Source organism: Nannocystis pusilla, assembly GCF_026626665.1.
GTDB lineage: Bacteria > Myxococcota_A > Polyangia > Nannocystales > Nannocystaceae > Nannocystis > Nannocystis pusilla.
In genome coordinates this window covers 3,294,632-3,321,505 of the sequence record NZ_JAPNKE010000002.1, presented here as the reverse complement: position 1 = coordinate 3,321,505, position 26,874 = coordinate 3,294,632, and the positions used below count along the sequence as shown (strand labels likewise).

Sequence of the window (26,874 nt, the reverse complement as noted above, 5' to 3'; positions counted from 1 at the left end):
GGCCGGAAAACGAGCCGCCGGCACGCGCGGCTAGGGGGCGACCTCGTAGCGCTGCTGGCGGTGCCGGAACGCCTCGCGGCCGCCCTCCATCAGGCGCAGGATGTGCTGCTTCACCGCCTCGACGGGGCCTTGCGCGACCTGGCGGGCGTTGCGGCCGTCGGCCTCGAGGACGATGACCTGGGCGGCCTCGCCGAGGACGGGGAGGTTGGGGTTGTGGGTGATGAAGACGAGCTGACGCCGGCCGCGGCTGGCCGCCAGCTGCGGGATGATGGCGTCGGTGATGAAGCTGTTGTCGAGGTTGTCCTCGGGCTGGTCGACGAGCAGCGGGGCCTCGCTGTCCATGAGGAGGATCGGCAAGATCGCGGCGCTCTTCTGCCCGGTCGACAGCTTGTCGCTGCTGCGCCAGTCGCCCTGGACCTGCAGCTCGATGCGCGGGACGTCCTCGAGCTCGAGCACGTCGAGCTCGAACCGCTTGTCCGGGGCCTCGCGCAGGGCCTTGAGCAGAGAATCGGCGAACTCGGGGTTGATCTCGGCGGTCGCGGCCAGGGCCGCGTGATCGTCGCGGTCGACGAACTGACCGAGCTGGACCGGGGTGACCTGGGCGACGAGGCGCTCGATCGGGGCGTTGTACTGCTTGCCCGAGCGGCGCATCACCGCGACCAGGAACTCGCGGTAGGCGACGACGTCGGCGGCGGCGGCGAGGATGATGCGGACCTTGCCGCCGAGGTGGGCGCTGACGTTGCCGGCGGCGGCGCTGCGGCGGGCGTGGCGATCGCCGCGCAGGCGCTGCAGCTCGTCGCGCAGCTCGCCGCGGGCCCGCTGGGCCTGGTCGAGCTCGGCCTGCAGCTCGCCGAGCGCGCCCTTGCCGGCCGACAGGCGCATGACCTCGCGGGCGGCCTCGTCGCGGGCGGCCAGGCGAGCCCCGCTCTTGGCGGCCACGGCCGCGAGCTCGGCGTAGCGGGCCTCCTGCGGGGCGTGGACGGCCGCGAGGGCGGCGGTTGCGTCGTCGACCGAGCGCTCGAGCAGGGCCAGCTTGTCGAGCGGGGAGGAGACGTAGAGGTCGATCTCGATGATCTTGCGGTTTATCTCTCGGGACAGGTCCGAAAGGACATGTCCGTTGGGACTCTTGAGGAGGCTCTCCGGCAGGGCGGCCGCGAGCGCCTTGACCTGCGGCAGGACGGTGTCGCCGATGAGGCCGCGCAGCTTGTTCAGGGCGGCGCGGACGCGGTCGAGGGCGGCCTTCTCCTGCTCGCGCAGGGCCTTGTGCTCGGCCGCGGCCTGCAGCCCGTCGGCCAGGCCGCCCTCGCCGAGCGCCGCGTTGGCGGCCGCGAGCTTGCTCTCCCAGCTCGAGAGGTCGATGAGGTCGCGCTGGGCGGCCTGCAGGCGGGTGTGGAGGGCGATGATCCGCTGCGCGTTCTCGCGCAGGCGCGAGGTGGTCTGCGCCAGCTGGTTCTCGATGGCGTGGCTCTGCTGGCCGCACAGGCGGTCGATGAGCTCGCGCTGGGCGACCGGGCTCTGGGCGATGTCCTCGATCTGGTTGTGCGAGAAGATGGCGGCGTCGACGAGCACCGAGGAGCCGAGCACCTCGGGCCGGACCGGCTTGCCGGCGGCGTCGGTGACCTGCGGCGCGTCGTGGGCCCCGCGGCGGATCTGGTAGACCAGGCCCTCCTGGCTCTCGAACTCGAGCTCGACGTAGCCGCTGGTCCCGAGGTTGGCGGCGAGCAAGGTCTTGAGCCGATCCTCGGCCGCCTTGGCGGCGGAGGTGCCCGAACGCGGGGCGCGGTCGAGGGCGTGGCGGATGAACTCGAGGACGGTGGTCTTGCCGCTGCCGCGACCGCCGATGATGCAGTTCAGGCCGTCGGCGAAGCGGATGTCGAGCTTGTCGAGGAAGCCGCCGTAGACGCGGAGACGACGCATGTGTGGTGAACCACGCGGGACCCTCCGCCGACAGGTTAGGACCCATGCGCGATCTCGTCCAGAGCGTCGAAGACGCATTCTCTGGGCCGGATAAAGCCCGATCGAGCGCGTGCGGGGACGGCGCGGGACGGCGGAGGGGCGAATCCGGAGGCGAGCGAGGAAATGCCGGCGCGGCGCGACGGCTCGCGTGGGGGCGTGCGTGGAGGACGGCAGGGCGGCGCGCGACGCGGGGCGTGGTGCGCGGGGGTCCGGGCGGCTAGTGTCCAGGCGTGCTCCGTGCTGCGCCGTGGCTCGTGCTGTTGCTGTCGGGATGCGAGGCGTTGATGGATCGCCAGCCGGCGCCCGCGGCCGCGCCGGTGGCCGCGGCCACGCTCGCGGAGCCAGGGCCGCTGCGGGCCGTGATCGCGGCGGGGGTGCGCCGGCGCAGCGAGAACGAGGCGAGCTACGAGATCGACGCGTTCGTGGCCGCGCTGGCGGTCGAAGAATTGGCGAGCGGGACCGGCGGGGTGCGGGTCGAGCCGGCGTTCGAGCGCGGGGCGCAGGTCGGCTACCGCCTCGGCGAGGTGGTGCCGGGCTCGGTGTACCAGCGGGTGGGGCTGCGCGCGGGCGACGTGATCGAGGCGATCGGCGAGGTCCGGCTCGACAGCCCGGGCCGCGCGGCCGGTCTGCTGGGCCGGCTCGAGCGGGGCGCCCAGGTGACCGTGAGCCGCGACGGGGTCGGCTTCTCGCTCGACCTGCGGATCGCCGGCGGGCTGGCGTGGTCGGAGCTGCTGCGCTCGCGGACAGGTTCGCCAGGACAGGTCGCCGGGGACATGCCCGTGGGGACAGGTCCTTTGGCGCAGGGCCCGGGGACAGGTTGGCGGCGGGGGAGGACGGGGAGCCGCCGGCCGGGCCGCGCGACGGTGAGGCGGGCGGGACGCCGGTGGTGCCGCTCGGCGGGGTCGGCGGGGCCTCGTCCGGGGTGCCGGCCGGGCCGCGGCCGACGGGCGGGGGAAAGCCGGTCGGCGGCGGGTACGGCCGCGGCTCCGGCGTTGCGACCGGGTCGACGGGATCGAGCAGTGCGGGCGGGCAGACGGGGGTGCAGTGCGCGACGGCGTCGAGCTGCACGCTCGAGAAGCGGCTGTTCGACGCGGCGGTCGCCGATCCGAGCAAGCTCGAGCGCCAGGCGTCGATCTCCCCGGCGCGCGGCGGCTACAAGCTGACCCGCGTGGCGCCGGGCAGCGCCGTGGCGGCGCTGGGGTTCCGCGCGGGCGACCTGATCGTGTCGGTCAACGGGGCGCGCCTCGACGACGACATGGCGGCCCTGGGGCTGTACATGGGGCTCGAGAGCACGCGCAGCTACAACGTGACCTACGAGCGCGACGGGGCGCGGGCGAGCAAGTCGATCGCGCTGCGGTAGGCGGACGCCGCGAGCGCGAGCGCGTCTCATGGGGGCGAGCGGCCCAGGGCGAGCTGAGCGGGGCGGAGGGAGCGCATGTCCTTCGGGGCATGTCGCATCGGACATGTCCGATACGACATGCCATGACAGGCGCGGTCAACCGAGGTCGCCGGCCGGGCTGGCGAGGACGACCGTGTAGCCGTCCGGGTCGCGCAGCCAGATCTCCCGGTGGCCGGCGTTAGGGTTGACGTGCGGCGCGAGGACGACCTCGGCGCGCAGCTCCGCGGCGCGGGCGACCGCGGCGTCGAAGGCGTCGGTCTCGAACCACAGCAGGACGCCGTTGCCGTACGGCCGCGCGCCGGGGTCGCCGATGGGGCCGTGGTGGTGTTCGACCTCCCAGCGGTGCAGTTGCAGGATCAGGGCCCCGCCGTGCACCAGGCGCTCGTACTCGGGGCCGCCGTGGTCGCTCTCGCAGCCGAGGAGGCGCTGGTACCAGCGGCTGCTGGCCTCGACGTCGGCGACTGCGATCAATGGTTGGGGACGCATGGGGAAGGAGTGGCGCGCGGCGACGGAGAGGTCAAGGCAGGAGCGGTGAACGGGGGCGGGCGACCGTGGCGCGGGGCGGGCGGGGTCGAGCGAGGCGCGGCGGATCGCGAAGGGCGAGGCGCCCGTGACGGGGATCACTGCCGAGGTCGGTGCAGGAATGGGCGGCTTCAGCGAGCGTCGCTACACACGCGGGCTTCGCCCCACACAAGCCATGCCAGCTCTCTCGCTCCGTTCCATCGCGCCGCTGTTCGCCCTCTCGCTGCTCTCGGCCGGGTGCTCGGCGGCGCGGATGCAGCTCGACCCGGCGCTGACCGCCAAGGCGCCCGAACAGGCGGTCAGCGGCACCGCGTTCGCGGCGTTCCGCAAGCCGGTGACGTTCGGCGCCTACACGGCGACGCTGACGAAGGGCGGCTTTCAGACCAACAAGAGCACGTCGGTGGGGCCGTATCAGCGCAAGGAGTCGAAGCAGGCGTTCGACTTCTCGCTGGTGGGCGGGACACCGGCGAGCTGGGCGGGGTCGTGCGCGTACGGGACGAGCAAGCAGGGCGTGCTGTTCCCGATCAGCAACGACGCGGGGTTCGTGTGCACGATGGTGCCGCAGGGCGCAGGCGGCTGGCAGCTCGAGCTCAAGAGCCAGGGCAAGCTGTACGGGCCGAACACGCTGTCGGGGTCGATGACCGACGGGACGACGACGCTGTCGATCGCGATGGTCCACAAGCTGGCGGGCTCGGCGTTCTCCAGCTCGGGGCCGGTGGGCTACGAGATCCGCGACGCCGGCGGGGTGGCGGTCGCGGCGGTGCAGATCTTCAACCCGCAGTTCGTGTGGATCGACCCGGGGCTGCCGCCGGAGGTGCAGACGGCGATCGCGGCGGCCGCGGCGGGGCTGCTGGTGTCGGGCAGCGCGGCGTCGGACATCAACGACTCGCGGTGAGTCCCTGGGGACATGTCCGCAAGGCCAGGTGGTGCGAGCGCCGGACGTGCGCCGACATGACGAAGACGTAAGGCTCGCGCGGCGCGGCGCTCCGATCCGCCCGTGACGAGGTCGCCCTCGCCCGCGGCGGACCTTCGACGGCCGCACCGGCGCGGACCCCCGACGTCGATGTCGTTGTGAACGAGGTTCGGCCTCCCTTACGGTTCGTCTCGTGCGAGACAGCGAGGAGGGCGGCGAGGGGCACACGCTCGAGGTCGTGGGCCCGGCGACCGACGAGGCGTGGTTCGGCGTCCCGGCGCTGCACGCCGGCGGAGGGCTGCTGGTGGTCCTCGCGGTGGCGCTGGTGGTCCACGCGGCGGCGCTGCGGATCGCGCTGCCGCTGGCGCACGGGGTGGCGCGGCGCAGCCGGACGACCTGGGACGACGTGCTGGTGAAGCACGAGGTGCTCGCGCGCCTGGTGCCGATCGCGGCGCTGGTGGTGCTCGGCCGCGGCGTCGGGCTGGTGGTCGGCCTCGACGACGAGTCGGCGCGGTTCGTCGAGCGCCTGGCGCTGGCAGCGATCCTGGTGGTGGCGGTGCGGGCGTTCGGGGCGCTGCTGACGGCGACCAACGAGATTTACACCCGCAACCCGCAGGCGCTCGGCCGACCGATCAAGGGCTACCTGCAGGGCCTGAAGGTGCTGGCGTACATCGGCGCGGCGATCGTGGTGATCGCCACGCTGCTCGACCAGTCGCCCTGGCTGCTGCTCAGCGGCCTGGGGGCGATGACGGCGGTGCTGCTGCTGATCTTCCGCGACACGCTGCTGTCGTTCGTCGCCGGCATCCAGCTGACGACCAACGACCTGATCCGCGTCGGCGACTGGCTCGAGATGCCGCAGTTCGACGCCGACGGCGGGGTGGTCGACATCTCGCTCAACGTGGTCAAGGTGCAGAACTGGGACGCCACGATCACGGTGATCCCGACCCACAAGTTCCTCGAGCACTCGTTCAAGAACTGGCGGGCGATGTTCGAGTCGGGCGGGCGCCGGATCAAGCGCGCGGTCCTCATCGACATGTCGACGGTCCGGTTCCTGACGCCGGCGGAGATCGATCGGCTGGCGAAGATCGTGGTGCTGCGCGACTATCTGGCGGCGAAGATCCCGGAGATCGCGGCGCACAACCTCGCGACGGTCCCGGCCGACGCTGCCGACGTGCCGGTCAACGGGCGCCACCTGACCAACCTCGGCACGTTCCGCGCCTACGTCGAGGCGTACCTGCGGTCGCACCCGCGGATCCACCCGGGGATGATGCGGATCGTCCGCCAGCTCACCCGACCGCCCAGGGCCTGCCGCTCGAGATCTACGTGTTCACGACCGAGACGGCCTGGGCGGTCTACGAGGGCATCCAGGCCGACATCTTCGACCACGTGCTGGCGGTCGCGCCGGAGTTCGGCCTGCGCGTGTTCCAGGCGCCGTCCGGCAGCGACCTGGCGCGCCTGGGCGAGCGCTGAGATGGCCTTCGGGGCATGCCCCGAGAGGCATGCCCGAAGGGACATGTTCAGGCGAGCATGTCGGAAGCGACAGGCTCGGCCTCGGGCCGCGGCTTCTTGGGGGCGAAGGTCGGGCCGAGCGCGCGCAGGCTGACCAGCTCGTCGCCCGAGCGGGCGAGCAGGCGCTCGCGGACCAGCTTGTGGTCGGGGACGACGGCGCCGACGAGGGCCTGGACGACCTCGCGGGGGCGGGCGCCGGGGCCGTCGGAGCTGAGGCGGACGCGGAAGCGCAGCAGGCCGGCGGCGACGTCGACGTCGGCGTGGAGCAGGGCGGCGCCGACGTCGACGGCGGTCGCCTCGCCCACGGGGCGCTTGAGGCCGCGGCCCGACTTGGCCTTGCCGGCGCGCTCGACCTGCAGCGGGCCGGCGAGGCGCTCGGACAGCCCGGCGGCGACCTCGGCGGCCAGCTCGGGGCCGAGGTCGACGGCGTAGTCGGCGGCGGCGACGAGCTCGCCGAGGCGGCGCTCGCCCTGGACGAGGACGCGGACGTCGAGGATGTCGATGCCGGGCGGGGCGGCGGCGGCGAACCGCTCGCGCAGCTGCAAGGCCTCGCGCAGGCGGTCGTCGTCGCTCCACAGGCCGGCCATGTCGGCGTCGGAGCGCGGCAGCAGGACGTCGAGGTCGACGACCTCCTCGCGGGCGCCGACGCCGAGCGCGAGGGCTGGCCCGAAGGACATGCGCGGGACCGGGTTGAAGCCGCGCGAGAAGGCGGCCTCGACCCCGGCGCGCCGCAGCATGCGCGGGAGGACGCGGGTGAGGTCGAGGTGGCCCATGAAGCGCATCGGCCCCGACTTGGCGAAGAACACCCGCACGCGGGTGAACGGGGCCTCGGCGGCGGCCTTGAAGGCGCTGTCGTCGGCCAGCTTGCTCGGGTTGAGGCGGCCGCGCAGGCGCTCGATCGGGACCAGGTCGGCGGCGATCGCCCGCTCGCGCTCGCGGACGACCTCGTCGTCGCGCTCGCGCTCGTGCCGCTCGACCTTCATGCCGGCGAGCTCGTCGAGGGCGACCATCCGCTCGCTGCGCATCTCGGACATGTCGCAGGCGATCCCGCAGTCGTAGCAGACGAGGCGGCGCGCGTCGGCCTCGGCGGCCTCGCGGCTGATCGGGTGGACCTTGGCGCCGAACGGCTTGCCGCACGGCGGCGAGTTCCGACCGCGCAGGGCCTTGCGGTACTCCTCGGCGAGGAAGCCGGGCTCGAGGCCGATGTCGATGTGGTCCCACGGCAGCCGCGCGTCGACCGGGATCGTGCGGGTGTAGCGGGCCGGGTCGACGCCGACGGCCGCGATCGCGGCGGTCCAGCGGGCCATCGAGAAGCGCTCGCGCCAGCCGTCGAAGCGGGCCCCGGCGGCGTAGGCGTGGCCGAGGACCTCGCCCATGTCGCGGTCGCCGCGGGCGAACAGGCACTCGAGCCAGCTCTCGGTCTGCGAGTGGGTCTTGAGCTCGAGGCGGTAGCGCCGGGCCAGGTCGCGCAGCAGGCCTACCTTTTGGGACAGGTCCGAAAGGCCATCCATGGCTGCCCACTGGAACGGGGTGTGCGGCTTGGGCACGTGCTGCGAGACGCTGACGGTGACGGTGGGCATGCGCTGGAGCTTGAGCTCGCGCGCGACGTCGCGGACCTTGCGGCCGGTCTCGGCGATGCCGACCACGTCGGCCTCGGTCTCGGTCGGCAGGCCCATGATGAAGTACATCTTGATGCGGTCGTAGCCGCGCTCGAAGATCCGCCGCGCCGAGGTCAGGATGTCGTCGTCGCTGACGTTCTTGTTGATGACGTCGCGCATCCGCTGGGTCCCGGCCTCGGGCGCGAAGGTCAGGCCGCTGATGCCGACGCTCTTGATCTCGTCGAGCAGCTCCTCGTTGAGGCCGTAGGCGCGCAGGCTGGCGATGCCGAGCTTGATCTTGCGGCGCTTGAGCTCGGGCACCAGCTCCTTGATCAGCGGGTCGATGCACGAGACGTCGGCGGTGCTCAGCGCGGTGAGGCTGGTCTCGGAGAAGCCGGCCGCGTCGACGCCGTCGAGCACGGCCTTGACGATCTGCTTGGGGTCGCGCTCGCGGACCGGCCGGTAGATGATGCCGGCCTGACAGAAGCGGCAGCCCTCGGTGCAGCCGCGGGTGATCTCGACGCTGGCGCGGTCGAAGATCGCCTCGGCGTAGGGGATCGGGAAGCGGGTAGGGAACGGGAACTGATCGAGATCGCGCACGTAGACGCGCGTGACTCGCTCGGGCACGCCGAGCGCGCGGCCCTCCTCGGTGGGGCCGCCGACGACGAGCAGCTCGCTCCGCGCGTCGCGCTCGACGGCGTAGAAGGTGGGCGCGTAGATGCCGGGCGTGCGCGCGGCGGCGGCCAAGATCTCGCGCCGCGGCCGGCCCTCGCGGCGCATACGGCCGATCGTGCGCAAGAGCTCGGGCAGGACCTCCTCGGCCTCGCCGACGAGGAAGAGGTCGACGAAGGGGGCCAGCGGCTCGGGGTGCGTGGCCGTGGGCCCGCCGGCGAGGACGATCGGGTCGGCGTCGCCGCGATCGGCGGAGCGCAAGGGGATCCCGCCGAGGTCGAGGTTGAGGAGGACGTTGGTGTAGCTGAGCTCGTACTGCAGGCTGAAGCCGACGACGTCGAACTCACGCAGCGGGGTGGCGGTCTCGAGGCTGACGAGCGGGAGACCCCGCGCACGCAGCTCGGCCTCCATGTCGGTCCACGGGCTGAACGCGCGCTCGCACACGAGGTCGGCGTGACCGTTGACGAGGTCGTAGAGGATCCGCGTGCCCAGGTGGCTCATGCCGATCTCGTAGAGATCGGGGAAGGCGAGGACGAAGCGACACGCGAGCCCGGCGCCCGACTTGCGGATCTGCTGCTCCTCGCCGCCGAGGTAGCGCCCGGGCTTCTCCACGCGCCCGAGGAATTCGGCGTAAGGATGTTCGGCCATGACGAACCGCCCTTTTAGCCGAAACGGCGGCCCCGCACCACTGCAGCCGCGCCGGGCGCACCGCCCCCTTGCCGAGGGCCGCCCGTGACCCAAGAATGCCTGCCGTGAAGGACCTGTACTCAGTCCTGGGCGTGCCGCGCACTGCCGACGAGAAAGAGATCAAGCGGGCGTTCCGCAAGCTGACTCAACAGCTTCACCCGGACAAGAACCCGGGCGACAAGAAGGCGGAGGAGAAGTTCAAAGAGGTGTCCGGCGCCTACGAGGTGCTGGGCGACGCTCAGCGGCGCAAGAACTACGACGAGTTCGGCGACATGAGCCTCACTCAGGGCTTCGATCCCGAGCGCGCGCGGGCGTACCAGCAGGCGACGCGCGGCGGGGCGGGCGCAGGCGCACGGCCGGTCCCGCGGGGTTCGGCGGGGGCGGGTTCGACGCCGACGGCCACTTCAACTTCCAGAACTTCGGCGACGCGCGCGGGGTGTCGTTCGACGACCTGCTGTCGCAGCTGTTCGGCGGCGGCCGCGTCGTCGACCCGGCGGCGCGCGCGGGCCGGCGCCCGGTCAGCACGCGCGGCCACGACATCGAGGGCGAGATCACGATCGACTTCTCGCAGATGCTGCGCGGGGCCGTGATCCCGCTGCGCATCGAGTCGCAGGAGGGCGGGCGCGCACGCTCGACGTCAAGGTGCCGCCGGGGATAAGCGACGGCGGCAAGCTGCGGCTGCGCGGTCAGGGCGGCCCGGGCGACCCGGCGGGCGACATCCTCCTGACGGTGAGGGTCGCGCCGCACCCGCGCCTCAAGCGCGACGGCAACAACCTGCAGATGAGCCTGCCCGTGACCGCGCTCGAGGCGGTGCGCGGCGGGCCGGTCGACGTGCCGACGCCGGCCGGGCCGGTGACGCTCAAGCTGAAGCCCGGGAGCCAGAACGGGCAGACGCTGCGGCTCAAGGGGAAGGGCATCGCGCCGCCGAACGCCGAGGTCGGCGACCTGCTGGTGACGCTCGACGTGCGCCTCCCCACCGCGACCGACCCCGAGCTCACCGCGGCGCTGGAACGCCTGCAAGGGCACGAGAACGTGCGCGGCGAGCTCGAGCTGTAGAGGTCGCCGCGTGCTATGCCTTGCGCGTGACCGTTCGCCTGCCGATCGTCCAAGCCGAGGCCGAGCCCGCGCCCGCGCCGCGCAAGCGTCACCCCGACTGGCTGCGCGTGCCGATGCCGGGCGGCGACGGCTATCAGGCGCTGCGCAGCATGGTCAAGGAGCTCGGGCTGCACACGGTGTGTCAGAGCGCGAGCTGCCCCAACATCGGCGAGTGCTGGAACCACCGCGCGCTGACGATCATGATCCTCGGCGACATCTGCACCCGCTCGTGCCGCTTCTGCGACGTGGCGACGGGGCGGCCGCTGCCGGTCGATCACGGCGAGCCGGCGCGCGTGGCGACGATGCTGGCGGCGCTCGAGCTGAACCACACGGTGATCACGTCGGTCGACCGCGACGACCTGCGCGACGGCGGGGCCGGGATCTGGGCCGAGACGCTGCACGCGTGCCACGCGGCGGCGCCGGACATGACGATCGAGGTGCTGGTGCCCGACTTCAAGGGCGCGCTCGCCGACGTCGACACGGTGCTCGACGCCGGCCCCGACGTGTTCGCCCACAACCTCGAGACGGTGCCGCGGCTGTCCCGCGAGGTCCGCGTGCAGGCCCGCTACGACCGCTCGTACTCGGTGCTCCGGCGGGCCCGCGAGCGCGGGGCGCTGGTCAAGACGGGCTTGATGCTGGGGCTCGGCGAGGAGCTCGCCGAGGTCCGCGAGGTCATCGACCAACTGGGCGAGCTCGGGCTGACGATCTTGACGCTCGGGCAGTACCTGCAGCCGAGCAAGAAGCACCTGCCGGTGCACCGCTACGTCCACCCCGACGAGTTCGCCGAGCTGAAGCGCCACGCGCTGGCGGCCGGCATCGTCCACGTGGAGAGCGGACCGCTGGTCCGCAGCAGCTACCACGCGGAGGGCCAGGCCGAGCTGATCCGCCGCCTGCAGGCGGGGGCCGGCAAGATCGGGTTCGCCAGCCTGCGCCCGCCGCCGGCTTGAGGATGGTTTTCAGGACATGCGCGAAGGTGCATGTCCTTTCAGACATGTCGAAACGCCCCGGAGGACTCCGATGCAGCTCGAGCTGATCAGCCACGCCCTGTGCCCGTTCGTCCACCGCGCCTGCATCATGCTGCGCGAGAAGGGGTCGAGTACACCCGCCGCGACGTCGACCTCGACGCCAAGCCGGAGTGGTTTCTGGCCCTGTCGCCGCGCGGCAAGGTGCCGGTGCTGGTGGCCGACGGCACGCCGCTGTTCGAGTCGGCGGCCATCGTGGAGTTCCTCGACGAGACCCACCCGCCGCCGGTGATCCCGACCGAGCCGTTCGCGCGGGCGCGCCAGCGGGCGTGGGTCGACGTGGCGAGCGAGCTGCTGATGGGCCAGTACCGCGTGATGACGGCGGCGACGCAGGCGGACTTCGAGGCGGCGGCGAAGACCGTGACCGCGACGCTGGCCCGCTACGACGAGGCGCTGAAGAAGGGCGACCTGGCGGGCGACGAGTTCAAGCTGGTCGAGGTGGCGGTCGCGCCGGCGATGTTCCGCTTCGCGCTGCTCGCGGCCCGCACGGGCTGGGCGTTCTGGGCCGCCGGCTCGAAGGTCGAGGCGTGGGCGCGGCGCCTGGCGAGCCGGCCGTCGGTGACGTCGTCGGTGGCCGAGGACTTCCCGGAGCGGTTCATGAAGCTGCTGGCCGACAAGAACAGCTACATGGCGAAGGTCCGCCCGGCGAGCTGAAGGAGCGCGAACCATGCACATCGACGTCGTGTCCGACATCGCCTGCCCGTGGTGCTTCATCGGCATCGAGCGGCTCGAGCGCGCGCTGGCCGAGACGAAGGCCGAGGCGACCGTGACGCTGCACCCGTACCTGCTCGACCCCGACGGGCCGGACAGCGGGACGGACCTGCGCGAGCGCCTGCGCCAGAAGTTCGGCGGCGACCCGACGCCGGCGTTCGCCAACGTCGAGCGCGCGGCCCGGGAGACGGGCATCCCGCTCGACTTCACGAAGGTGCGCATGGGCTACCCGACGCTGCGCGCGCACACGCTGCTGCGCCACGCGGAGGCGCGAGGGAGCCAGCGAGCGCTGTCGCGGGCGCTGTTCGGGGCGTACTTCCTCGAGGGCAAGAATGTCGCCGACCCGGCGGTGCTGGCGGAGATCGCGGGGCCGCACGGATTTTCGGCCGAAGAGGTGGCGCGGCTGACGAGCGACGCCGAGGAGCTGGCGCAGACCCGCCAGGAGGCCGAACACGCGGCCCGCAGCGGGGTCCGCGGGGTGCCGCTGTTCATCTTCGACGGCCGCGCGGCGATCTCGGGGGCCCAGCCGGAGGCGGTGTTCCGCGAGGCGATCCGCAAGGCCGCGGGCTGAGCGCGGGGCATGTTCTTCAGAACATGCTCGATAGCGCATGTCCTGAAGAGCATGCGCGTTGCGTCATGTCCGTAGGGACAGTTTGCGCAGGAGGGCCGGGTCGAGCGAGCCGGTGACGTCCGGGCGGTGGAAGTCCGGGCGCGCGCCGGCGGCGGGGATGGCCGAGAGGTAGCGGCGGGCCTCGCCCTGGCCGTGGATCGCGTGGGCGTTCCAGCGGGCGAGGCCGGGGGCAAGAGGTCCGGAGAGACGACGGCGCGACCGCGCCAGCGGCCGTTCGCCGGCGGCTCGGCGACGAACGCGACGTCGACGGTGGCGACGAGGTTGCGGACGCCGTGGAGCTGGAGCGCGAGGGAGTGGCCGTGGGGGCCGAACTCGAGCTCGAGGTAGCGATCGTCGGGCGCGTGGAGGAACAGCTCGACGACCTCGAAATTCCACAGGCCGGGGTCGAGCCAGATGGGGCAGGTGGCGGTGGGTCGTCGTGGAACGGGGCGTCGACGGCGATCTCGAGCGCGCCGGCGCGAGCGTGGAGGTCGAGGAAGATCCGCTCGGACGGGGCCGCTGCGCTGCCGTCCCACAGGCGATCGATGACGAGCTGCACGCGGACAGGGTAGCCTCGGTCGAGGCGCGCCGCGTCGCCGAGGAGCGCCGCCAGCGTGGCCTCGCTCGGCGGGCCGCGTCACCGAAAAGCGCCGAGTCCAGCGCGGCCGCGGCCAGCGTATGTAGTCGGCGAGCGCGGCGTCGCCGAGGATCGCCGAGTAGAGGGCGGGGGCGGGGTCGAGGGCGGACGCGGGGGCGGCCAGCAAGAGCACGGCGTGGTCGCCGAGGCGGCGCTCGACGACCCGCGCGATCGTCTCGCCGTTGCGCTGCAGGGTGTAGTTGACGAAGCCGGCGAAGGCCGGGGCGGGCGCGTCCTCCGGGCGGATGACGAGCTCGCGCGCGAGGGCGGGGGCGAGGGCGAACAGGGCGCTGCCCTCGGCCGGGGCGTCGGGGACGACGACGAACTGGACGAGGTAACCGCCGCGCAGCGCCTGGGTGTCGAGCCAGCCGGGGAACACCTTCAGCAGCGGGTGGCGGCGATCCTCGGCCTCGACGCGCTCGAAGCTGGCGGGCAAGGCGAGGGCGACGCCGTTCTCGCTGACGCGGCGGTCGCGGTGGGCGGCGGCGAAGGCGATCGGGTCCTCGCGCGCGACCTGGACGGCGCCGAGGCCGACGACGGCGATCGCCGCCAGGCACAGGGCGGCGAGCGGGCGGCGGGTCCAGCCGGGCAGGGTCGGCGGCATCAGCAGGGTGAGGACCGAGGCGACGAAGGCGGCTGTCCCGAGAGACAGGGGCGTCGAGCGCAGGCCGTAGACCCCGGGGATGCAGGCGAACACGTGGGCGCCGAGCAGGAACAGCAGGGTGAGGACGACGCTGCGGCGGACCGTCGACAACAGGCCCGGGGTGCGCGCGGGCAGCAGCGTCCACAGGGTGGCGACCAGCACCGAGACCGCGAGGGCGTTGCCGCCGCCGATCACCTGGGCGGGATCGGGGTCGGCGACGGCGGCGGCCCACATGCCGGCGGCGCTGCCGAGGATGGCGATGAGTCCGGTGCGGGCCCAGCCGTGGATGCGCTCGAGGACATGTCCTGCGAGCCAGATGGAGTAGCAGTCGAGCAGCAGGCCGAGGAGGTCGGCGTGGACGAACGGGGCGGTGAAGAGGCGGCCCCAGCTGCCCGCGCGCCACAGCTCGCCGGTCAAGGCGCCGGCGCGCAGGAGGCCGACGCCGGCCCACCCGGCCGCGAGCGTGATCGCGTACCACCCGGCCGAGACGGCGATCAGGGCGGTGGTCATGAAGAGCGGCTGCAGCCGGCGGGTGGCGCTGCGCTCGCGGACGGCGGCGCGGAAGCGTTCGCCGACGGCCTGGACGAATTCGTGGAGCTCGGGCTCGAACACCGGCGCGGGGTCGTCGAGGTGGGCGCGGGCGGTGCGGGCGGCGGCGGCGAGGCGGGTCTCGCTGCGCCGCGCGAGCCCGGGGACCTGCTGCAGCAGGGCGTCGGCGCGGACCGGGTCCCCGGCGCGGGCGGCGGCGATGCCGAGGAAGAGCGTGGCTGTCCCCGGGGACAGGCCGAGCCTCCGCCCGCGGTCGCGCGCCAGCGCGTCCTCGACCACCCCGAGCGCGCCGGCGTGGGCGAGGAAGGTGAGGCGCGCCTGGGCCAGCAGCTCGGCGGCGCCGGTCTCGCTGCCGAGCGGGCCGTCCTCGATCGACCGCAGCAGCGCGGCCGCGGCGTCGTGACGGCCGAGCTCGCCGAAGGCGCGCAAGATCCCGAGCGCGAGCGTCGGCCGGACCGAGGCGTAGCTGGGGTGGAAGTGGCTCTCGTAGTGCGTCACCGCCTCGCTCCAGCGGTGGTCGAACAGCAGCATGGCGACGATCTGCTCGTGGATCACGGCCAGCTCGGCCGGGTCCTCGGCGGCCGCCACGAGGCCGCGGAAGTAGGCGAGGGCGGCGTCGGCACCGTCGCGGTCGAGGAGGGCGAAGCCGCGGAGGATCTGCTGCTGACGCCCGAGGCCGGCGCCCGGCATCAACATGGCCCGAAGGCCAGACAGGCGCACGGCCAGGCGCGGGCGCCCGAGCGCGAACATCTGTCGGGCCCCGCGCTCGAGCGCCGCGGGGGCGATCACCGTCAGCGCGCACAGGCAGATCGCGACTGTCCCGAGGTACCTGTCCTCGTAGACGATCGCGGTGAAGGTCAGGACGAGCTGCAGCGCCAGCACCGCCGCGTAGACCCGCGGCCCGCCGGGCCGACGGATCGTGCGGAGGAGGACCATCGCGAGGATCAGCCCCGCGAGGACCAGGAGGTTCTGATAGAGCGCCACGCCGACCTTAAGCCTGCATCTCCACGTGACCCATGCGCCGGAACTTGGCGTAACGCCGCTCGAGCCGGTCCTGGACCGAGAGCGCGGCGAGCTCGCCGTAGTGGCGGCGCAGGGCGTCGTGGAGCGCGGCGGCGGTGGCGGGGAGCCCGCGATGGGCGCCGCCGAGCGCCTCGGGCACGACCTCGTCGCAGATCCCGAGGCCGACGAGGTCCTGCGCGGTCATCTTGAGCTGCTCGGCGGCGGTGCGCTCGGCCTCGGCGTCCTTCCACAGGATCGAGGCGCAGCCGCGCGGCGAGATGACCGAGTAGACCGCGTGCTCGAGCATGAGGATCCGGTCGGTGACGCCGATCGCCAGCGCGCCGCCGGAGCCGCCCTCGCCGATGACGACGGAGATCGAGGGCACGCGCAGGCCGGCCATCAGCTCGAGGCAGGTGGCGATGGCCTCGGCCTGGCCGCGCTCCTCGGCGCCGATGCCCGGGTAGGCGCCGGCGGTGTCGATGAGGCAGAGCAGCGGCAGGCCGAACTGGTCGGCCATCTTCATCAGCCGCTGGGCCTTGCGGTAGCCCTCGGGGCGGGCCATCCCGAAGTTGCGGTGCAGGTTCTCCTTGGTGTTGCGGCCCTTCTGCTGGCCGAGCACCACCACCGAGCGGCCGTCGAGGCGGGCGATGCCGCCGACGATCGCAGGGTCGTCGCCGAAGGCGCGGTCGCCCTTGAGCTCGACGAATTCGGTGAGGATCTCGCCGATGTAGTCGAGGGTGTAGGGGCGATCGGGGTGCTTGGCGAGTTGCAGCTGCTCCCACGGCGTGAGCGCGGCGAACCGCTCGCGCTGCAGCTCCGCGGCCTTCTGCTCGAGCCTGGCGATCTCGTCGGCCATCTCGCTGCCGGCGCCCGACAGATCCTTGAGCTCGCGGATCTTCGTCTCGAGCTCCACGATCGGGCGCTCGAACTCCAACACTTTGCCGCTCATGTCAGCTCCCCCGCGAGGAACGCCGCGGCCTCGGCGGCGATGGTGTCGGCCTGGCGCTCGAGCTCGACCTGGCTCAAGAGCCAGATCGGCCGCGAGACCGCGATCGTGCGCGCCGCCGTCAGCTGATTGCGGAAGTAGGTGCGCTGGCGCCGGGCGTAGCGCCGCGTCTCCTGCTTGATGGCGGCGACGGCGTCGCCGAGGCTCTGGCCGGCGAGGTGGTCGAGGATCTGGCGGTAGCCGAGGCTTCGCATGCTTCGATGGCGCGAATCATACCCAGCAGCGACGAGGTTGGACACCTCGGCGACGAGGCCGGCGCGGATCATCGCGTCGCAGCGGTCATCGATCGCGCGGTCCAGAGCGGTGAAGTCGGGCTCGAGGACCACGGTGGCGAGGCGAGCTCGCGCACGCGGCGGATCTTCGGCGCGGACGAGGCTCACGGGCCTTTCGTGCGCTTCGCACAGCCACAGCGCTCGCAGGGCGCGCACGACGTTGCGCGGGTGAATCGCGGCTGCGGCCTGGGGATCGCGGCGCTGCAGCTCCGCGTGTACGGCGCCCGCGTGCTCGCGCTCGCTTGCTTCCCACTGCGCAGTGAAGCTCGCGCGCCGCGGATCGCTCGCGGGGGCGTCGGCCTGCGGATCGGCGCCGCTGTACGTGTACGCGACTGCGCGCAGGTAAAAGCCGGTGCCGCCGGCGAACAGGCCCGGGCGTTGCGCGAGCAATTGCCACGCGGCCTCCTGGTAGTCCCCCGCGCTGAACTCGGCGTCGGGCTCGACGAGGTCGAGCAGGTGATGCGGGACGCGTTCGCGCGTGGCGGCGTCGACCTTCGCCGAGCCGATGTCGAGGCCGCGATAGATCTGCACCGAGTCGCAGCAGAAGATCGGCAGGTGCAGGCGCTCCGCGAGCGCGACCGCGAGGCGTGATTTTCCAGACGCGGTCGGGCCGACGACCGCGAGCAGGCGCGGCAGATCGTCCGCGCGATCCGTCGCGCCTTCTACGGTCATCATTCGCCTCCGAGCAACGCGGTCGCGGTCCAGCGGCGGATCCCCGGCACCGAGTCGAGCGCGGCGCCGGCGTCGACGAGCTCGGCGAGCCAGCGGCGGGCCAGGCGGGGCGCCGGATCGCCGCCGTGCGTGGCCGCGATCGCGTCGAGCAGGCCGCGTTCACGCGCGGCCCTGTCGCCGTCGCCGGAGCGGATCCGCAGCCACGGGACGATCCGGGCCACCAGGTCGGCCGCGTCGGCGTCGTCGACACAGTGACGCAGGTGGGCCGGTACGCCGCGCACGACCACGGCGTCGTCGCCGAACACGTCGAGGTCGACGCCGAGGCCGAGCAGCTCGGCGCGGGCGGCCTGGATCAGCGCGACGTCGGCGGCGGGGCGCTGGACCACCGCCGGCGACAGCAGGCCCTGCACGGCGACGGCGCGCCTACCGACCAGGTCGCGCTGCAGGCGGAGGTAGACCAGGTGCGAGCGGACGCGCCGGAGGTCGACGGCGAGCAGCGCGTCGCGGTCGGCGAACACGGCCACCGGGCCCGGCAGGCAGGCGAGCAGGGCCGGGATGTCGGGCCGCTGCGGCGCGGCCGCGGGCGCACCGGCCTGTCCGCCGGGACCGGTCTGTTCGCGCATGTCCCTTGCGCCAGGCACGTCGAGCGCCAGCGGCAGCGCCGCAGACGAGGCGTCGCGCTCGGGTTCAGACGGGCGCGAAGCGGCGCCGTCGGGGCGGAGCGCGGCGGCGGCGTCCATGACCGCCCGCTTGTGGCGGTCGTAGCCGTGGTCGAGGGCGCGCGTGCTCAGGCGGTAGGCGCCCGGGCGCCGCTCCTCGGACGCGGGCGGCGGCGTGGGCGGTGGATCGGGCTGGCGCTCCGACCAGCGCAGCAGCGGGTCGCTGCCGGCGTCCAGGTCGGGCGGGAACTCGCCGCCCGCTCGCTCGATCCACGCGGCGGCCCGCTCGCGGGCGGGGTCGTGCTCGCTCGCGGCCCCGGCGCGGGTCAGCCAGGCGGCCGAGGCCTCGTCGGGCATGTCTTCAGGGACAGGTCGGCCGGGAGCGGAGCGGAGGGACATGTCCCCGGGAGCAGGTGCGGCCGCGGGGCGGAGGGACGTGTCCCCGGGAGCAGGTGCGGCTGCGGGGCGGAGGGACGGGTCCGGGGCGCCGGTATCTTCGCGGGAGGACCGGGCGGCCCGATCTCGGCCGGACATGTCCTCGGGAACATGTCCTTCGGGGCTGGTGCCATTCGAGGTCGAACCTGGATCTCGGGACATGTCCCGAGAGACATGGTCGAATGTAGGGCGAGCGGCAGACGGGCCGGCGCTGGGCGACATGTCCGAAAGGACATCGCGGCGGCCGCTCGGCGCGGAGGCGTCCGACGGGGCATCGACGTCGTGCGAAAGGGCGGAGCCGGGACGGACGTCGTCGCGGCGACCGCGGGCCGCGGACATGGCCGAAGGGGCAGGCTCGTCGGCGAGCGGGTCGAGGCCGGGCCTGGCCCGGGTGTCGTCGCGGCCGCTCGCCGTGGAGGCGCCGGAGGACATGTCCGGAGAGACATCTGCGCCGCCTGCTCGAGAGGACATGTCCCTGGAGGCAGCCGGTGCGGAGGCGAGATCGAGGTCCCAGCCAGCCTCGCCCGGCGGCGCGGGGAGCGGTCCGGAGCGCGGCGCGGGGAGCGGCCCCGAGCCGGAGCGGGCCGCCGGGCGCGGGCCGGACCCCGGGCGCGACGTGGGCGCAGCGGGGAGGTCGGTCTCGACGAGCGGGCGACGGGAAGCGTCGATCGAGGCCTCGGCGCGGCTCAGCCAGGCCTCGGCCTCGGCCCGGCGACCCGCGGCGGCGACAGCGGCGGCCTGCTGGGCGCGGCGCACGGCGGGTCCGACCGCATCATCATCTTCAGGAGAGAGAGCCTCGGCGGAGGCGGCGCGGCCGTCGTCGTCGGGCCGGCGCAGGGCCGCAGACCGTCCCGTGTCCCTGCGCCGGGTGTCCGGCTCGCCGGGCTCGGCTTCGTCCGCGTCCTCGTCGTCGCGGGCCGCACGACGCCAGGCGCTCGCGGGAGGTTGCCGCGCTTCCGCCGAAGCCTCGTCGTCGCGGCCGGTGCGAGGCGAGTCGCCGACGCGGACCGGCGCGAAGCCGATCGGGATCGCGCCGGCGCGACCGGGAGGCACGCCCGCCGGAGCGGCGCGCCCGGCCTCGCCCGCGGCTGGCGCATCGGACATGGTCGTCGCGACATGTCCCGAAAGACTGGCGAGCTCGCCGGCCCACGGCGCGGCGGCGACGGCGGCGGCGAGAACCCGGCGCACCGCCGCGTAGATCTGCTGCGGCTCGCTGAAGCGGACCTCGGCCTTCTGCGGGTGGACGTTGACGTCGACCGCGCCGGCGGGCGGCTCGACGAACAGGCAGGCCGAGGGGGCCTCGCCGCCGAGGCCGTAAGCCTGGGTGAGGATCTGCGCGAGGCTGCGCTCCCGCACGACGCGCTGACGCGTGATGAGGTAGGGGCTGCCGCGACCGCGGGCGGCGGCGGTCGGGTGGGGCAGGTAGGCTTCGACGCGGATGCCGTCGTCCTCGCCGCGGAAGGCGAAGAACGGACCGGCGACGCGGCGCTCGAGCACCTGAGCCACACGGCCCTCGGGGGTGGTGCGCGGCAAGTTGAGCAGCTCGCGCTTGCCGTGGCGCAGGGTGAAGTGCACGCCCGGGTGGACGATGGCGAGGCGCAGCAGGGTGTCGCTGCAGTGGCCGACCTCGGTCGCCTCGGCGCGCATGAACTTGCGCCGCGCCGGCAGGTTGGCGAAGAGGGCGTGGACGTCGATCTGGGTCCCGACCGGCATCCCGGCCGGGGTGAGGGTGGGGGCCTCGCCAGGGATGCCGTGCAAGTGGACGCCCACGGCGGCGCCGGGCTGGCGGCTGCGCAGGTCGACCCGCGCGACCGCGGCGACGCTGGCGAGCGCCTCGCCGCGGAAGCCGAGGGTGGTGATGTCGGCGATGTCGGCGGCGTGACGCAGCTTGCTGGTGGCGTGGCGGGTGACGGCCAGCAAGAGGTCGTCGGGGTGGATCCCACGGCCGTTGTCGCGGACGGAGATCCGGGCCATGCCGCCGTCCTCGAGCTCGACGTCGACGCGGGTGGCGCCGGCGTCGAGGCTGTTGTCGACCAGCTCCTTGATGACCGAGGCGGGCCGCTCGACGACCTCGCCGGCGGCGATCTGGTCGATGACCAGGGCCCCGAGCACGGCGATCCGACCGGAGGCGGCAGGCGCGGGCGAATTCACGCGGATAGTTAGGCCGACCGGAGCCCGCCGCGCAAGGCCCCGCGCGTAAGCGCGCCCGCCGCGGCCCGGGCAGGCTATGGTGGCGGACCTGCCTCCCATGGACCTCCGCGCGTTCTTTACGACCTTCGGCCTCGTGTTCCTCGCCGAACTCGGCGACAAGACCCAGCTCACCACGATGAGCATGGCGGCGTCGAGCGGCCGCCGCTGGCTGGTGTTCGCCGCGTCGGCGCTCGCGCTGGTGCTGTCGAGCCTCGTCGCGGTCCTGGCCGGCGAGTGGCTGCGCGGGCGCGTCGATCCGGTGCTGATCGAGCGCGTCGCCGGGGCGCTGTTCGTGATCCTCGGCGGCTGGATGCTGGCCGCGACGTTCGTCGGCAAGTCGTGACGCGCAAGCCGGCGGTCGCTCGCCCGGTGAACACGCCGCCGCTTCGGTGCATGTGCAGCGACACGAGCGAGCGAGCGGCCCGGATCTTCCTTCTTAATGGAAAACGGGCCGCGCCGGCCGGCGCGGCGGCCGACGACGACGCGCCCGAGAACGCGTCAGTCGGCGACGACGCGGTTGCGGCCGGTCTGCTTGGCCTTGTAGAGGCGCGCGTCGGCCTTCTTGATCAGGTCGTCGTAGGTGGCGATGTCCTGCGTCAGCTCGGCGACGCCGATCGAGATCGTGACCGGGATGTGGCGGCCCTCGAACATGAACTTCGACTCCGCAATCATCGTGCGGATCTTCTCGGAGAACTGGGTCGCGCCGCGGATGTCGATCTCGGGGAGGATCATCGCGAACTCCTCGCCGCCGTAGCGCGCCAGCACGTCGACCTTGCGGGCCCGCTCGCGCACGACGTCGGCCACCTCGCGCAGCACGAAGTCGCCGGCGCGGTGGCCGAAGGTGTCGTTGCAGGCCTTGAAGAAGTCGATGTCGAACATCACCAGCGCGAGCGGGCGGTCGTACCGGCGGGCCCGCGACAGCTCGCGCTCGAGCGTCTCGAGGAAGTAGCGCTTGTTGAAGATCTGGGTCAGGCCGTCGACCGTGGAGAGGCGGTAAATCTCTTCGTGGTAGAGGCTCTCGACGTTGTCGCCGCTGAGGAACTTGAAGATGGCGCGCCCGATCTTGATAAGGTCGCCGTCCTTGAGCCAGGCCTCGTGGATCTTGTGGTCGTTGACGTAGGTGCCGTTGGTCGACTCGTTGTCGCGGAGCTTGACCCCGTGATCTTCGACCCGCAGGGTCGCGTGCGTGCGCGAGACGCTGTCCTGGCTGACGCAGATGTCGTTGAGGGTGCCGCGACCGATCGTCATCTCGCGCCCGTCGATGTGGTACTTGCGGCCGAGCTCGGCGCCGTAGATGACGACGAGACAGGCCTCCTTCTTGGGGCCCTTGCCGCCGCCCTCGTCGCTCTTGTTGATGACTGTAACGATCGTCTCGTCCCGCATAAGCCCGCGGCAGTCCAGGGGGCGCCCCCTCTGCGCCGGTCAATACCAGAGCCGGGGAACGACGCGGAGCGCGGGGGGTGATTCTGGTGCGACGCAGTCCGGCGATGTAGGCTCGTTATGGCGCGTGCGGGCCGACACCCCCCGTCTCAGGTCACGCTTCATAAGTGCTTGAGATGACAGGTTTTCCGGGCACCTTCGCGCCTCGCGCGCCAGCTCCGACGCGGCAGCGATCTCGCGAACTTTGCCGAGCCCGCAGGGGCGCTGCTATGACCCTCCGACATGTCGGCCCCCAACACCCGACTCAGCGGACTCGGCGCGCTCTTCTTCGTCGGAACCCTCGGCGCCATCGCGTTCTACGTGCAGCGCCAGGAGGTCCCGGAGACGCACGACGTGGTGCGCACCGCGGCGACGGGGACGCAGGCGGCGCCGGAGGAGGCGCCGGTGGCCGCGCTGCCGTGGCAGGACCGACTCGACCTCGCGGCCGCCACGCCGGCGCCGCTCGGCGCCGAGGCGCCGACCCCGGCCAAGGTGACGAAGACCGCGGATCCCGACTTCCCGACGCTCGCCACCGATCTGGCGCGCACGCGCCTGGTCCAGGAGCTGAGCGACGGCCACCGGATCCTCTACACGCTCGACCCGGTGCTGCAGGACGCGGCGCTGCAGATCTTCCGCAACCGCGAGGTGCCGTACGCGGCCGCGGTGGTGCTCGACGTGCGCGACAACGCGGTGCTCGCGCTGGCCGGTCACTCGAGCATGGACCCCGAGGTCGACCCGCTGGAGATCGTGACGACGGCGTGGGCGCCGGCGGCGTCGACCTTCAAGCTGGTGACCGCGGCCTCGCTGCTGGCCAACAAGCACGTCAACACCAAGACGCGGGTGTGCTTCAGCGGCGGTCTCCACGGCATCACCGACGACCTGCTGCTCGACGACCCGCGCCGCGACGAGCGCTGCGACGACCTCGGCGGCGCCGTCGCCCACAGCCACAACGTCGTGATCGCCAAGCTCGCGCTCAAGCACCTGAGCGCCGACTCGCTGCAGGCGACCGTGCGCTCGTTCAAGTTCGACAGCGACATCCCGTTCGAATTCCCGGTCGAGCGCTCGCCGGCGCTGATCCCGGCCGACGCGAAGGAGCGGGCCAAGGTCGCGGCCGGGTTCTGGCACGTCGACATGAGCCCGCTGCACGGGGCGCTGCTCGCCAGCGTGTTCGCCCGCGACGGCGTGTACCAGGCGCCGCACGTGATCTCCCAGGTGCTCGGGCCCGACGGCACCGACCGCACGCCGGCGCTGCCGAAGACCGAGCGCGTGCTGTCGAAGGACGTCGCCGAGGCGGTCGGCGCGATGATGGTGCGCACGACCACCGAGGGCACCGCGCGCGCGAGCTTCGTCGACCGCCAGGGCAACTCGTACATCGCCGAGACGCAGGTCGCCGGCAAGACCGGCAGCCTCACCGGCAAGCGCGCCCCGGGCCTCAACTACAACTGGTTCGTCGGCTACGCGCCGGCCGAGCGCCCGGAGATCGCGTTCGCGGTGCTCCTGGCCAACGAGCCGAAGTGGCAGATCAAGGCCCACTACGCGGCCCGCCGGCTCGTCCAGATCTACATGCAGCGGCGCGACTCGATCGCCGACCACCGCGTCGCCAAGCTGACCAAGAAGGGCGTCGAGCTGCCGGTCGAGGGCAAGAAGCCGGCGCCGGCCGCCAGCCCGAGCAAGCCCGCGCCGCCCGACGCCGTGGCCGCGCGCAAGGCCCCGGCCGCGCGCCCCGACCCGGACGCGCTGCCGCCGGTGCCCGGTCCTGTGGCAAGGCCGCAGGCGGCGAGCGGCAAGGCGCCGAGCGGCGTCTGAGTGCGCGCGGTCGTACGCGCCGGCGACGAGGCCGAGGGGCCTCCCGCTCGCGGACGCCGAGCGACGTCCGGCCGCGCGAGGCCGTACGCGCTTGCACCCGGCCCCGCCGCGCGGCAAAGATGACGCCGTGCGAGCCAGCGCCGCAGTCGTCCTCCGCGCCTCTCGCACGTGTCTCTCGGGGCATGTCCGATGGGCCATGTCTCTCGGGCTAGGTCTGACGATCTGCCTCTCGGGACAGCCAGCGATCGCGGCCCCGGCCGCGCCGCCGACCGAGGCGCGCGCGGCCTTCGAGGCCGGCGCCAAGGCGTACGCCGCCGGCGACTTCGACAAGGCGCTGGCGCAGTTCGAGCGGGCGATGGCGCTGCGGCCGTCGCCGAAGATCCACTACAACATCGGCGTGTGTCGCCAGCAGCTGATGCTCGCCGCCCGCGAGCGCGGCGACGTCGCGGCGGAGTCGCTGCACGCGGCCGCGGCGGTCGAGGCGTACAAGGCGTACCTCCGCGAGCTGCCCGAGGCGGAGGACCGCGTCGAGGTGGAGGCGACGATCCGCGATCTCGGCGGGACGCCGCATTCAGCTCAAAGCGATCCCATTCCCGCGGGCCGAAGGGACACCTGTCGGACGCGAGGATGCGGCGACGTCACCCGCACCTGTCCCCGCGCCGCCGCCCGTGCCTGTCCCCGATCCGGCACCCGTGGCCCCGCCGGTAGCCGGTGCGGACGCGCGCGACTCGACGTCGCCGCCGTCGCGATCGGCCGAGGTAACGCCGTTGTTCCGCGGTCGCGTGGGTGTGACCTTCGGACTTAACGGGCAGCCGCAAGTCGGCACGGCGCGGCTCGACGGCGCGGTGCAGGGCTTCGCGATGGGGCGGCTCGGCGGCTTCGTCGGCGCGCGACGTCGGGTCTACATCGGCGGCGCCGGGCTGCTCGCGGGCGCCGGCGTGACCGCGAACGACAAGCTCGCCCTGCAGATGCAAGCGGTGCTGCTCGACCTCGAGTACGCGCATCCGGTCGGTCGCGCGAGGCGAGTCGAGATCGTCGGCGGCGGCTTCCTCGTCGGCGCGCGCGAGACTCTGCGGATCCGCGCGGAGGCACAACGGCCGATCTGTGCGGCGCATTCCAGCAGTGCGCTCGTCAGTCAACGGGGCGGGGCGGGCGCGGGTGGACGGGTCGGTCTCCACGTGCTACTTGGAGCGCGCAAAAACCACGAGATCGGCGTGCGACTCTCCACCGCAATCCTCGGCTTCGGACAGGGCACGGCGGCCGCCGGCTGCGAGCCGCCGTTCTCTCAGCTCGATGTCCCGAGAGCCAGGTGGCTCGTCCTCGTCGACTCGGGTTACTCGTTCCGATTCTAGGTCGAACATGGTGTACACACCGCGACGGCGTGGCGCCTGGAGGCGGCACGCATGACCGCCTCCGACGCCGGACAGTTCTACCGCTGGCTCGAAGAGGCCGTGCCGCGAGCGGGCAGTCAGCGCTCCCTCGACAGTCAGGACACGACGCTCAGCCGCCGCGGCCTCATCATCCGCGCCGACAAGCGAGCCCGCGAGCTGGCCGGCCTCAAGGTCGGGGCCGGCGACGTGGTCGCGCTCAGCATGGGCAACGTGGCCGAGTTCGTGATCCTGCTGCTCGCGGTCAGCAAGCTCGGCGCGATCGCGATGCCGGTCGACCCGGCCAACGGCGACCGCAGCCTGCTGGCCGCGGCGCGCCGGATCCCGATCCGCGCCGTGCTCCGGCGCCCGCGCGGGCTGGAGAACTCGCCGCTCGAGTACCCGGAGGGCTACACGCTGCACTCGCGGCGCAAGCTCAGCGGCTCGTTGCTCGAGGTCGACGTGCTCGACTCGCCGGCCGAGCTGCGCGCGGCGGTGCCGGGGGACACCGAGTTCATCCTCGAGGCGGTGAGCCCCAACGGGGCGGTCCACGACATCTTCCGCAGCGGCGCGCACCTGCGCTGGCTCGGCGAGACCGCGGCGGCGCGGCTGGAGCTCGGCGCCGGCACGCACCTGGCCTGCTCGCAGGCGTTCACCAGCCCGCGCTTCTTCGACGCGGTCGTGCTCGGCTGGTTGGCCTCCGAGGCGCGCCTGGCGATGGCCGACAACCCGACGCTCGAGTCGGTGCTGCCGCCGCAAGGCACGTACGACCGGCTGGTGGTGGTCGACCTGCTGTACTCGCTGCAACGGACCGCGCGCGCGCTCAAGGCCGCGGGGGCCGAGCGCGAGCTGCTGGCCGTGATCCCGCAGGCCACGATCGCCACGTCGCACGGCAAGCTGCTCAAGCAGGTGTTCGGCGCGCCGCCCGTGCAGCTGCTCTGCCTCGAGGAGATCGGGATCCTCGGCAGCCGCATCATGGCCCGCAACGAGCGCTTCGAGCCGTCGCCCGGGGTCGAGCTGCGCCCCGGCAAGGCCAGCGACGGCGGCCACGAGGTGCTGGCGCGCTCGCCTCATCCGGTGCGCACGCGCCCGCTGCTGGCGGCCGGCGAGCCCGGCGGTCCGGTCGCCGGCGAGACGGCGTGGATCCACACCGGCTACGCCGGCCACTTCAACAGCGCCGGCTCGCTCGGCGAGGTACCTGGCCGAACGGACAGCCTCGTCAACCTCGAGGGTCGCCGCGCCAGCCTGCGCAGCATCGAGGCCGCCATGCGCAAGCACCGACGCATCACCGAGGCCGAGGCCGAGGTCGAGTACGACGTCGACGGCAACCCGTTCGTCCACCTGCGCTACCGCGCGACCGGCTCGACCGCCCTCGACGACCTCGAGGAGTTCATGGTCGCCGAGCTGCCGCCGTACCTGGTGCCGCGCGAGCACACCCGCCTCGACCCGCCGCCGCCCGACGGCGACGACGACTGAGCGGGACACCTGCCGCCCGGCCGCGGCGCGGGCGACATGTCCGAAGG

At 73.2% G+C, this 26,874-nt stretch carries 21 protein-coding genes and 1 pseudogene; 13 read left to right on the top strand and 9 right to left on the bottom strand.

All coding sequences use genetic code 11. The features are described from left to right. Positions 1-30: 30 nt before the first annotated feature. Positions 31-1,917, bottom strand: a complete 1,887-nt coding sequence (locus OV079_RS14450; RefSeq protein WP_267769072.1) for an AAA family ATPase — start codon at positions 1,915-1,917, stop codon at positions 31-33. A 547-nt stretch (positions 1,918-2,464) separates the two neighbouring features. After that, positions 2,465-2,731, bottom strand: a complete 267-nt coding sequence (locus tag OV079_RS14445) for a hypothetical protein (protein ID WP_267769071.1) — start codon at positions 2,729-2,731, stop codon at positions 2,465-2,467. 42 nt (positions 2,732-2,773) lie between these two features. Between OV079_RS14445 and OV079_RS14440 the strand changes: the two genes are divergently transcribed. Next, positions 2,774-3,316 (top strand): PDZ domain-containing protein, encoded by a 543-nt coding sequence (locus tag OV079_RS14440; RefSeq protein ID WP_267769069.1) that lies wholly within the window; start codon positions 2,774-2,776, stop codon positions 3,314-3,316. A 135-nt stretch (positions 3,317-3,451) separates the two neighbouring features. Here OV079_RS14440 and OV079_RS14435 read toward each other — a convergent pair whose 3' ends face one another. Then, on the bottom strand, positions 3,452-3,841 hold the full coding sequence (locus tag OV079_RS14435; protein ID WP_267769068.1) for a VOC family protein: 390 nt from the start codon (positions 3,839-3,841) through the stop codon (positions 3,452-3,454). A gap of 211 nt (positions 3,842-4,052) precedes the next feature. Here OV079_RS14435 and OV079_RS14430 point away from each other — a divergent pair, with 211 nt between their 5' ends. Both OV079_RS14430 and OV079_RS14425 read left to right on the top strand, forming a co-directional pair. Next, positions 4,053-4,772 (top strand): hypothetical protein, encoded by a 720-nt coding sequence (locus tag OV079_RS14430; protein ID WP_267769067.1) that lies wholly within the window; start codon positions 4,053-4,055, stop codon positions 4,770-4,772. 211 nt (positions 4,773-4,983) lie between these two features. Then, positions 4,984-6,393: a mechanosensitive ion channel family protein gene (locus OV079_RS14425; RefSeq protein ID WP_267769066.1), complete on the top strand. Its 1,410-nt coding sequence runs from the start codon at positions 4,984-4,986 to the stop codon at positions 6,391-6,393. Here OV079_RS14425 and OV079_RS14420 read toward each other — a convergent pair. Beyond that, positions 6,308-9,217: a TIGR03960 family B12-binding radical SAM protein gene (locus OV079_RS14420; RefSeq protein WP_267769063.1), complete on the bottom strand. Its 2,910-nt coding sequence runs from the start codon at positions 9,215-9,217 to the stop codon at positions 6,308-6,310. The genes OV079_RS14425 and OV079_RS14420 overlap by 86 nt on opposite strands. Positions 9,218-9,321: 104 nt before the next feature. Between OV079_RS14420 and OV079_RS14415 the strand changes: the two genes are divergently transcribed. The 5 genes from OV079_RS14415 to OV079_RS57890 all read left to right on the top strand — a co-directional run bounded on the left by OV079_RS14415 (position 9,322) and on the right by OV079_RS57890 (position 12,655). Further along, positions 9,322-9,846 (top strand): J domain-containing protein, encoded by a 525-nt coding sequence (locus tag OV079_RS14415; RefSeq protein ID WP_267769062.1) that lies wholly within the window; start codon positions 9,322-9,324, stop codon positions 9,844-9,846. Between the two features lie 52 nt (positions 9,847-9,898). Next, positions 9,899-10,312 (top strand): DnaJ C-terminal domain-containing protein, encoded by a 414-nt coding sequence (locus OV079_RS14410; RefSeq protein WP_267769059.1) that lies wholly within the window; start codon positions 9,899-9,901, stop codon positions 10,310-10,312. A 26-nt stretch (positions 10,313-10,338) separates the two neighbouring features. Continuing rightward, positions 10,339-11,298: a lipoyl synthase gene (lipA, locus tag OV079_RS14405; protein ID WP_267769058.1), complete on the top strand. Its 960-nt coding sequence runs from the start codon at positions 10,339-10,341 to the stop codon at positions 11,296-11,298. 99 nt (positions 11,299-11,397) lie between these two features. Then, on the top strand, positions 11,398-12,027 hold the full coding sequence (locus OV079_RS14400; protein ID WP_267769056.1) for a glutathione S-transferase family protein: 630 nt from the start codon (positions 11,398-11,400) through the stop codon (positions 12,025-12,027). 13 nt (positions 12,028-12,040) lie between these two features. Beyond that, positions 12,041-12,655, top strand: coding sequence for a DsbA family oxidoreductase (locus OV079_RS57890; protein WP_267769054.1), 615 nt, complete (start codon positions 12,041-12,043; stop codon positions 12,653-12,655). A gap of 1,364 nt (positions 12,656-14,019) precedes the next feature. On the opposite strand, the pseudogene OV079_RS57885 reads toward OV079_RS57890, so the two are convergent. The 4 genes and pseudogenes from OV079_RS57885 to mutL form a co-directional block, all read right to left on the bottom strand. Then, positions 14,020-14,484, bottom strand: a pseudogene (locus tag OV079_RS57885) (rhomboid family intramembrane serine protease); the annotation flags it as partial. Positions 14,485-15,514: 1,030 nt separating this feature from the next. Beyond that, positions 15,515-16,474 (bottom strand): acetyl-CoA carboxylase carboxyltransferase subunit alpha, encoded by a 960-nt coding sequence (locus OV079_RS14385; RefSeq protein WP_267769052.1) that lies wholly within the window; start codon positions 16,472-16,474, stop codon positions 15,515-15,517. Continuing rightward, entirely contained in the window at positions 16,471-17,478 is a 1,008-nt protein-coding gene (gene miaA / locus OV079_RS14380; protein ID WP_267769049.1) for a tRNA (adenosine(37)-N6)-dimethylallyltransferase MiaA, read from the bottom strand. The genes OV079_RS14385 and miaA overlap by 4 nt, the downstream gene beginning before the upstream one ends. Beyond that, complete coding sequence (gene mutL, locus OV079_RS14375) at positions 17,475-20,681, bottom strand: DNA mismatch repair endonuclease MutL (RefSeq protein WP_267769048.1); 3,207 nt, start codon at positions 20,679-20,681, stop codon at positions 17,475-17,477. Before mutL ends, miaA begins: the two co-directional genes overlap by 4 nt. A 136-nt stretch (positions 20,682-20,817) precedes the next feature. Between mutL and OV079_RS14370 the strand changes: the two genes are divergently transcribed. Beyond that, entirely contained in the window at positions 20,818-21,102 is a 285-nt protein-coding gene (locus OV079_RS14370) for a TMEM165/GDT1 family protein (protein WP_267769045.1), read from the top strand. A gap of 155 nt (positions 21,103-21,257) precedes the next feature. Here the strand turns inward: OV079_RS14370 and OV079_RS14365 are convergent, their stop codons facing one another. Continuing rightward, positions 21,258-22,142 (bottom strand): GGDEF domain-containing protein, encoded by an 885-nt coding sequence (locus OV079_RS14365; RefSeq protein ID WP_267707943.1) that lies wholly within the window; start codon positions 22,140-22,142, stop codon positions 21,258-21,260. Between the two features lie 279 nt (positions 22,143-22,421). On the opposite strand from OV079_RS14365, the gene OV079_RS14360 reads away from it, so the two are divergent. The 4 genes from OV079_RS14360 (at position 22,422) to OV079_RS14345 (ending at position 26,827) form a co-directional block, all read left to right on the top strand. Then, positions 22,422-23,984 carry a penicillin-binding transpeptidase domain-containing protein gene (locus OV079_RS14360; protein ID WP_267769043.1) on the top strand — a complete coding sequence of 521 codons (1,563 nt, stop codon included), beginning with the start codon at positions 22,422-22,424 and terminating at the stop codon, positions 23,982-23,984. Between the two features lie 196 nt (positions 23,985-24,180). Then, the gene (locus OV079_RS14355) at positions 24,181-24,789 is read left to right on the top strand and encodes a tetratricopeptide repeat protein (protein WP_267769041.1); all 609 of its coding nucleotides are present in this window, start codon (positions 24,181-24,183) and stop codon (positions 24,787-24,789) included. Continuing rightward, positions 24,767-25,336, top strand: a complete 570-nt coding sequence (locus OV079_RS14350; protein WP_267769040.1) for a hypothetical protein — start codon at positions 24,767-24,769, stop codon at positions 25,334-25,336. The genes OV079_RS14355 and OV079_RS14350 overlap by 23 nt, the downstream gene beginning before the upstream one ends. A gap of 51 nt (positions 25,337-25,387) precedes the next feature. Next, positions 25,388-26,827, top strand: a complete 1,440-nt coding sequence (locus tag OV079_RS14345; protein WP_267769039.1) for a class I adenylate-forming enzyme family protein — start codon at positions 25,388-25,390, stop codon at positions 26,825-26,827. The last annotated feature ends 47 nt before the right edge of the window (positions 26,828-26,874 follow it).

Excerpts from the sequence above, each read along its gene's own strand:
- OV079_RS14450 (WP_267769072.1), bottom strand. The coding sequence starts at position 1,917 with ATGCGTCGTCTCCGCGTCTACGGCGGCTTCCTCGACAAGCTCGACATC.
- OV079_RS14445 (WP_267769071.1), bottom strand. The coding sequence starts at position 2,731 with ATGTCCCCGGCGACCTGTCCTGGCGAACCTGTCCGCGAGCGCAGCAGC.
- OV079_RS14435 (WP_267769068.1), bottom strand. The coding sequence starts at position 3,841 with ATGCGTCCCCAACCATTGATCGCAGTCGCCGACGTCGAGGCCAGCAGC.
- OV079_RS14430 (WP_267769067.1), top strand. The coding sequence starts at position 4,053 with ATGCCAGCTCTCTCGCTCCGTTCCATCGCGCCGCTGTTCGCCCTCTCG.
- OV079_RS14420 (WP_267769063.1), bottom strand. The coding sequence starts at position 9,217 with ATGGCCGAACATCCTTACGCCGAATTCCTCGGGCGCGTGGAGAAGCCC.
- OV079_RS57890 (WP_267769054.1), top strand. The coding sequence starts at position 12,041 with ATGCACATCGACGTCGTGTCCGACATCGCCTGCCCGTGGTGCTTCATC.
- OV079_RS14385 (WP_267769052.1), bottom strand. The coding sequence starts at position 16,474 with ATGAGCGGCAAAGTGTTGGAGTTCGAGCGCCCGATCGTGGAGCTCGAG.
- miaA (WP_267769049.1), bottom strand. The coding sequence starts at position 17,478 with ATGATGACCGTAGAAGGCGCGACGGATCGCGCGGACGATCTGCCGCGC.
- OV079_RS14370 (WP_267769045.1), top strand. The coding sequence starts at position 20,818 with ATGGACCTCCGCGCGTTCTTTACGACCTTCGGCCTCGTGTTCCTCGCC.
- OV079_RS14365 (WP_267707943.1), bottom strand. The coding sequence starts at position 22,142 with ATGCGGGACGAGACGATCGTTACAGTCATCAACAAGAGCGACGAGGGC.
- OV079_RS14360 (WP_267769043.1), top strand. The coding sequence starts at position 22,422 with ATGTCGGCCCCCAACACCCGACTCAGCGGACTCGGCGCGCTCTTCTTC.
- OV079_RS14355 (WP_267769041.1), top strand. The coding sequence starts at position 24,181 with ATGTCTCTCGGGCTAGGTCTGACGATCTGCCTCTCGGGACAGCCAGCG.
- OV079_RS14345 (WP_267769039.1), top strand. The coding sequence starts at position 25,388 with ATGACCGCCTCCGACGCCGGACAGTTCTACCGCTGGCTCGAAGAGGCC.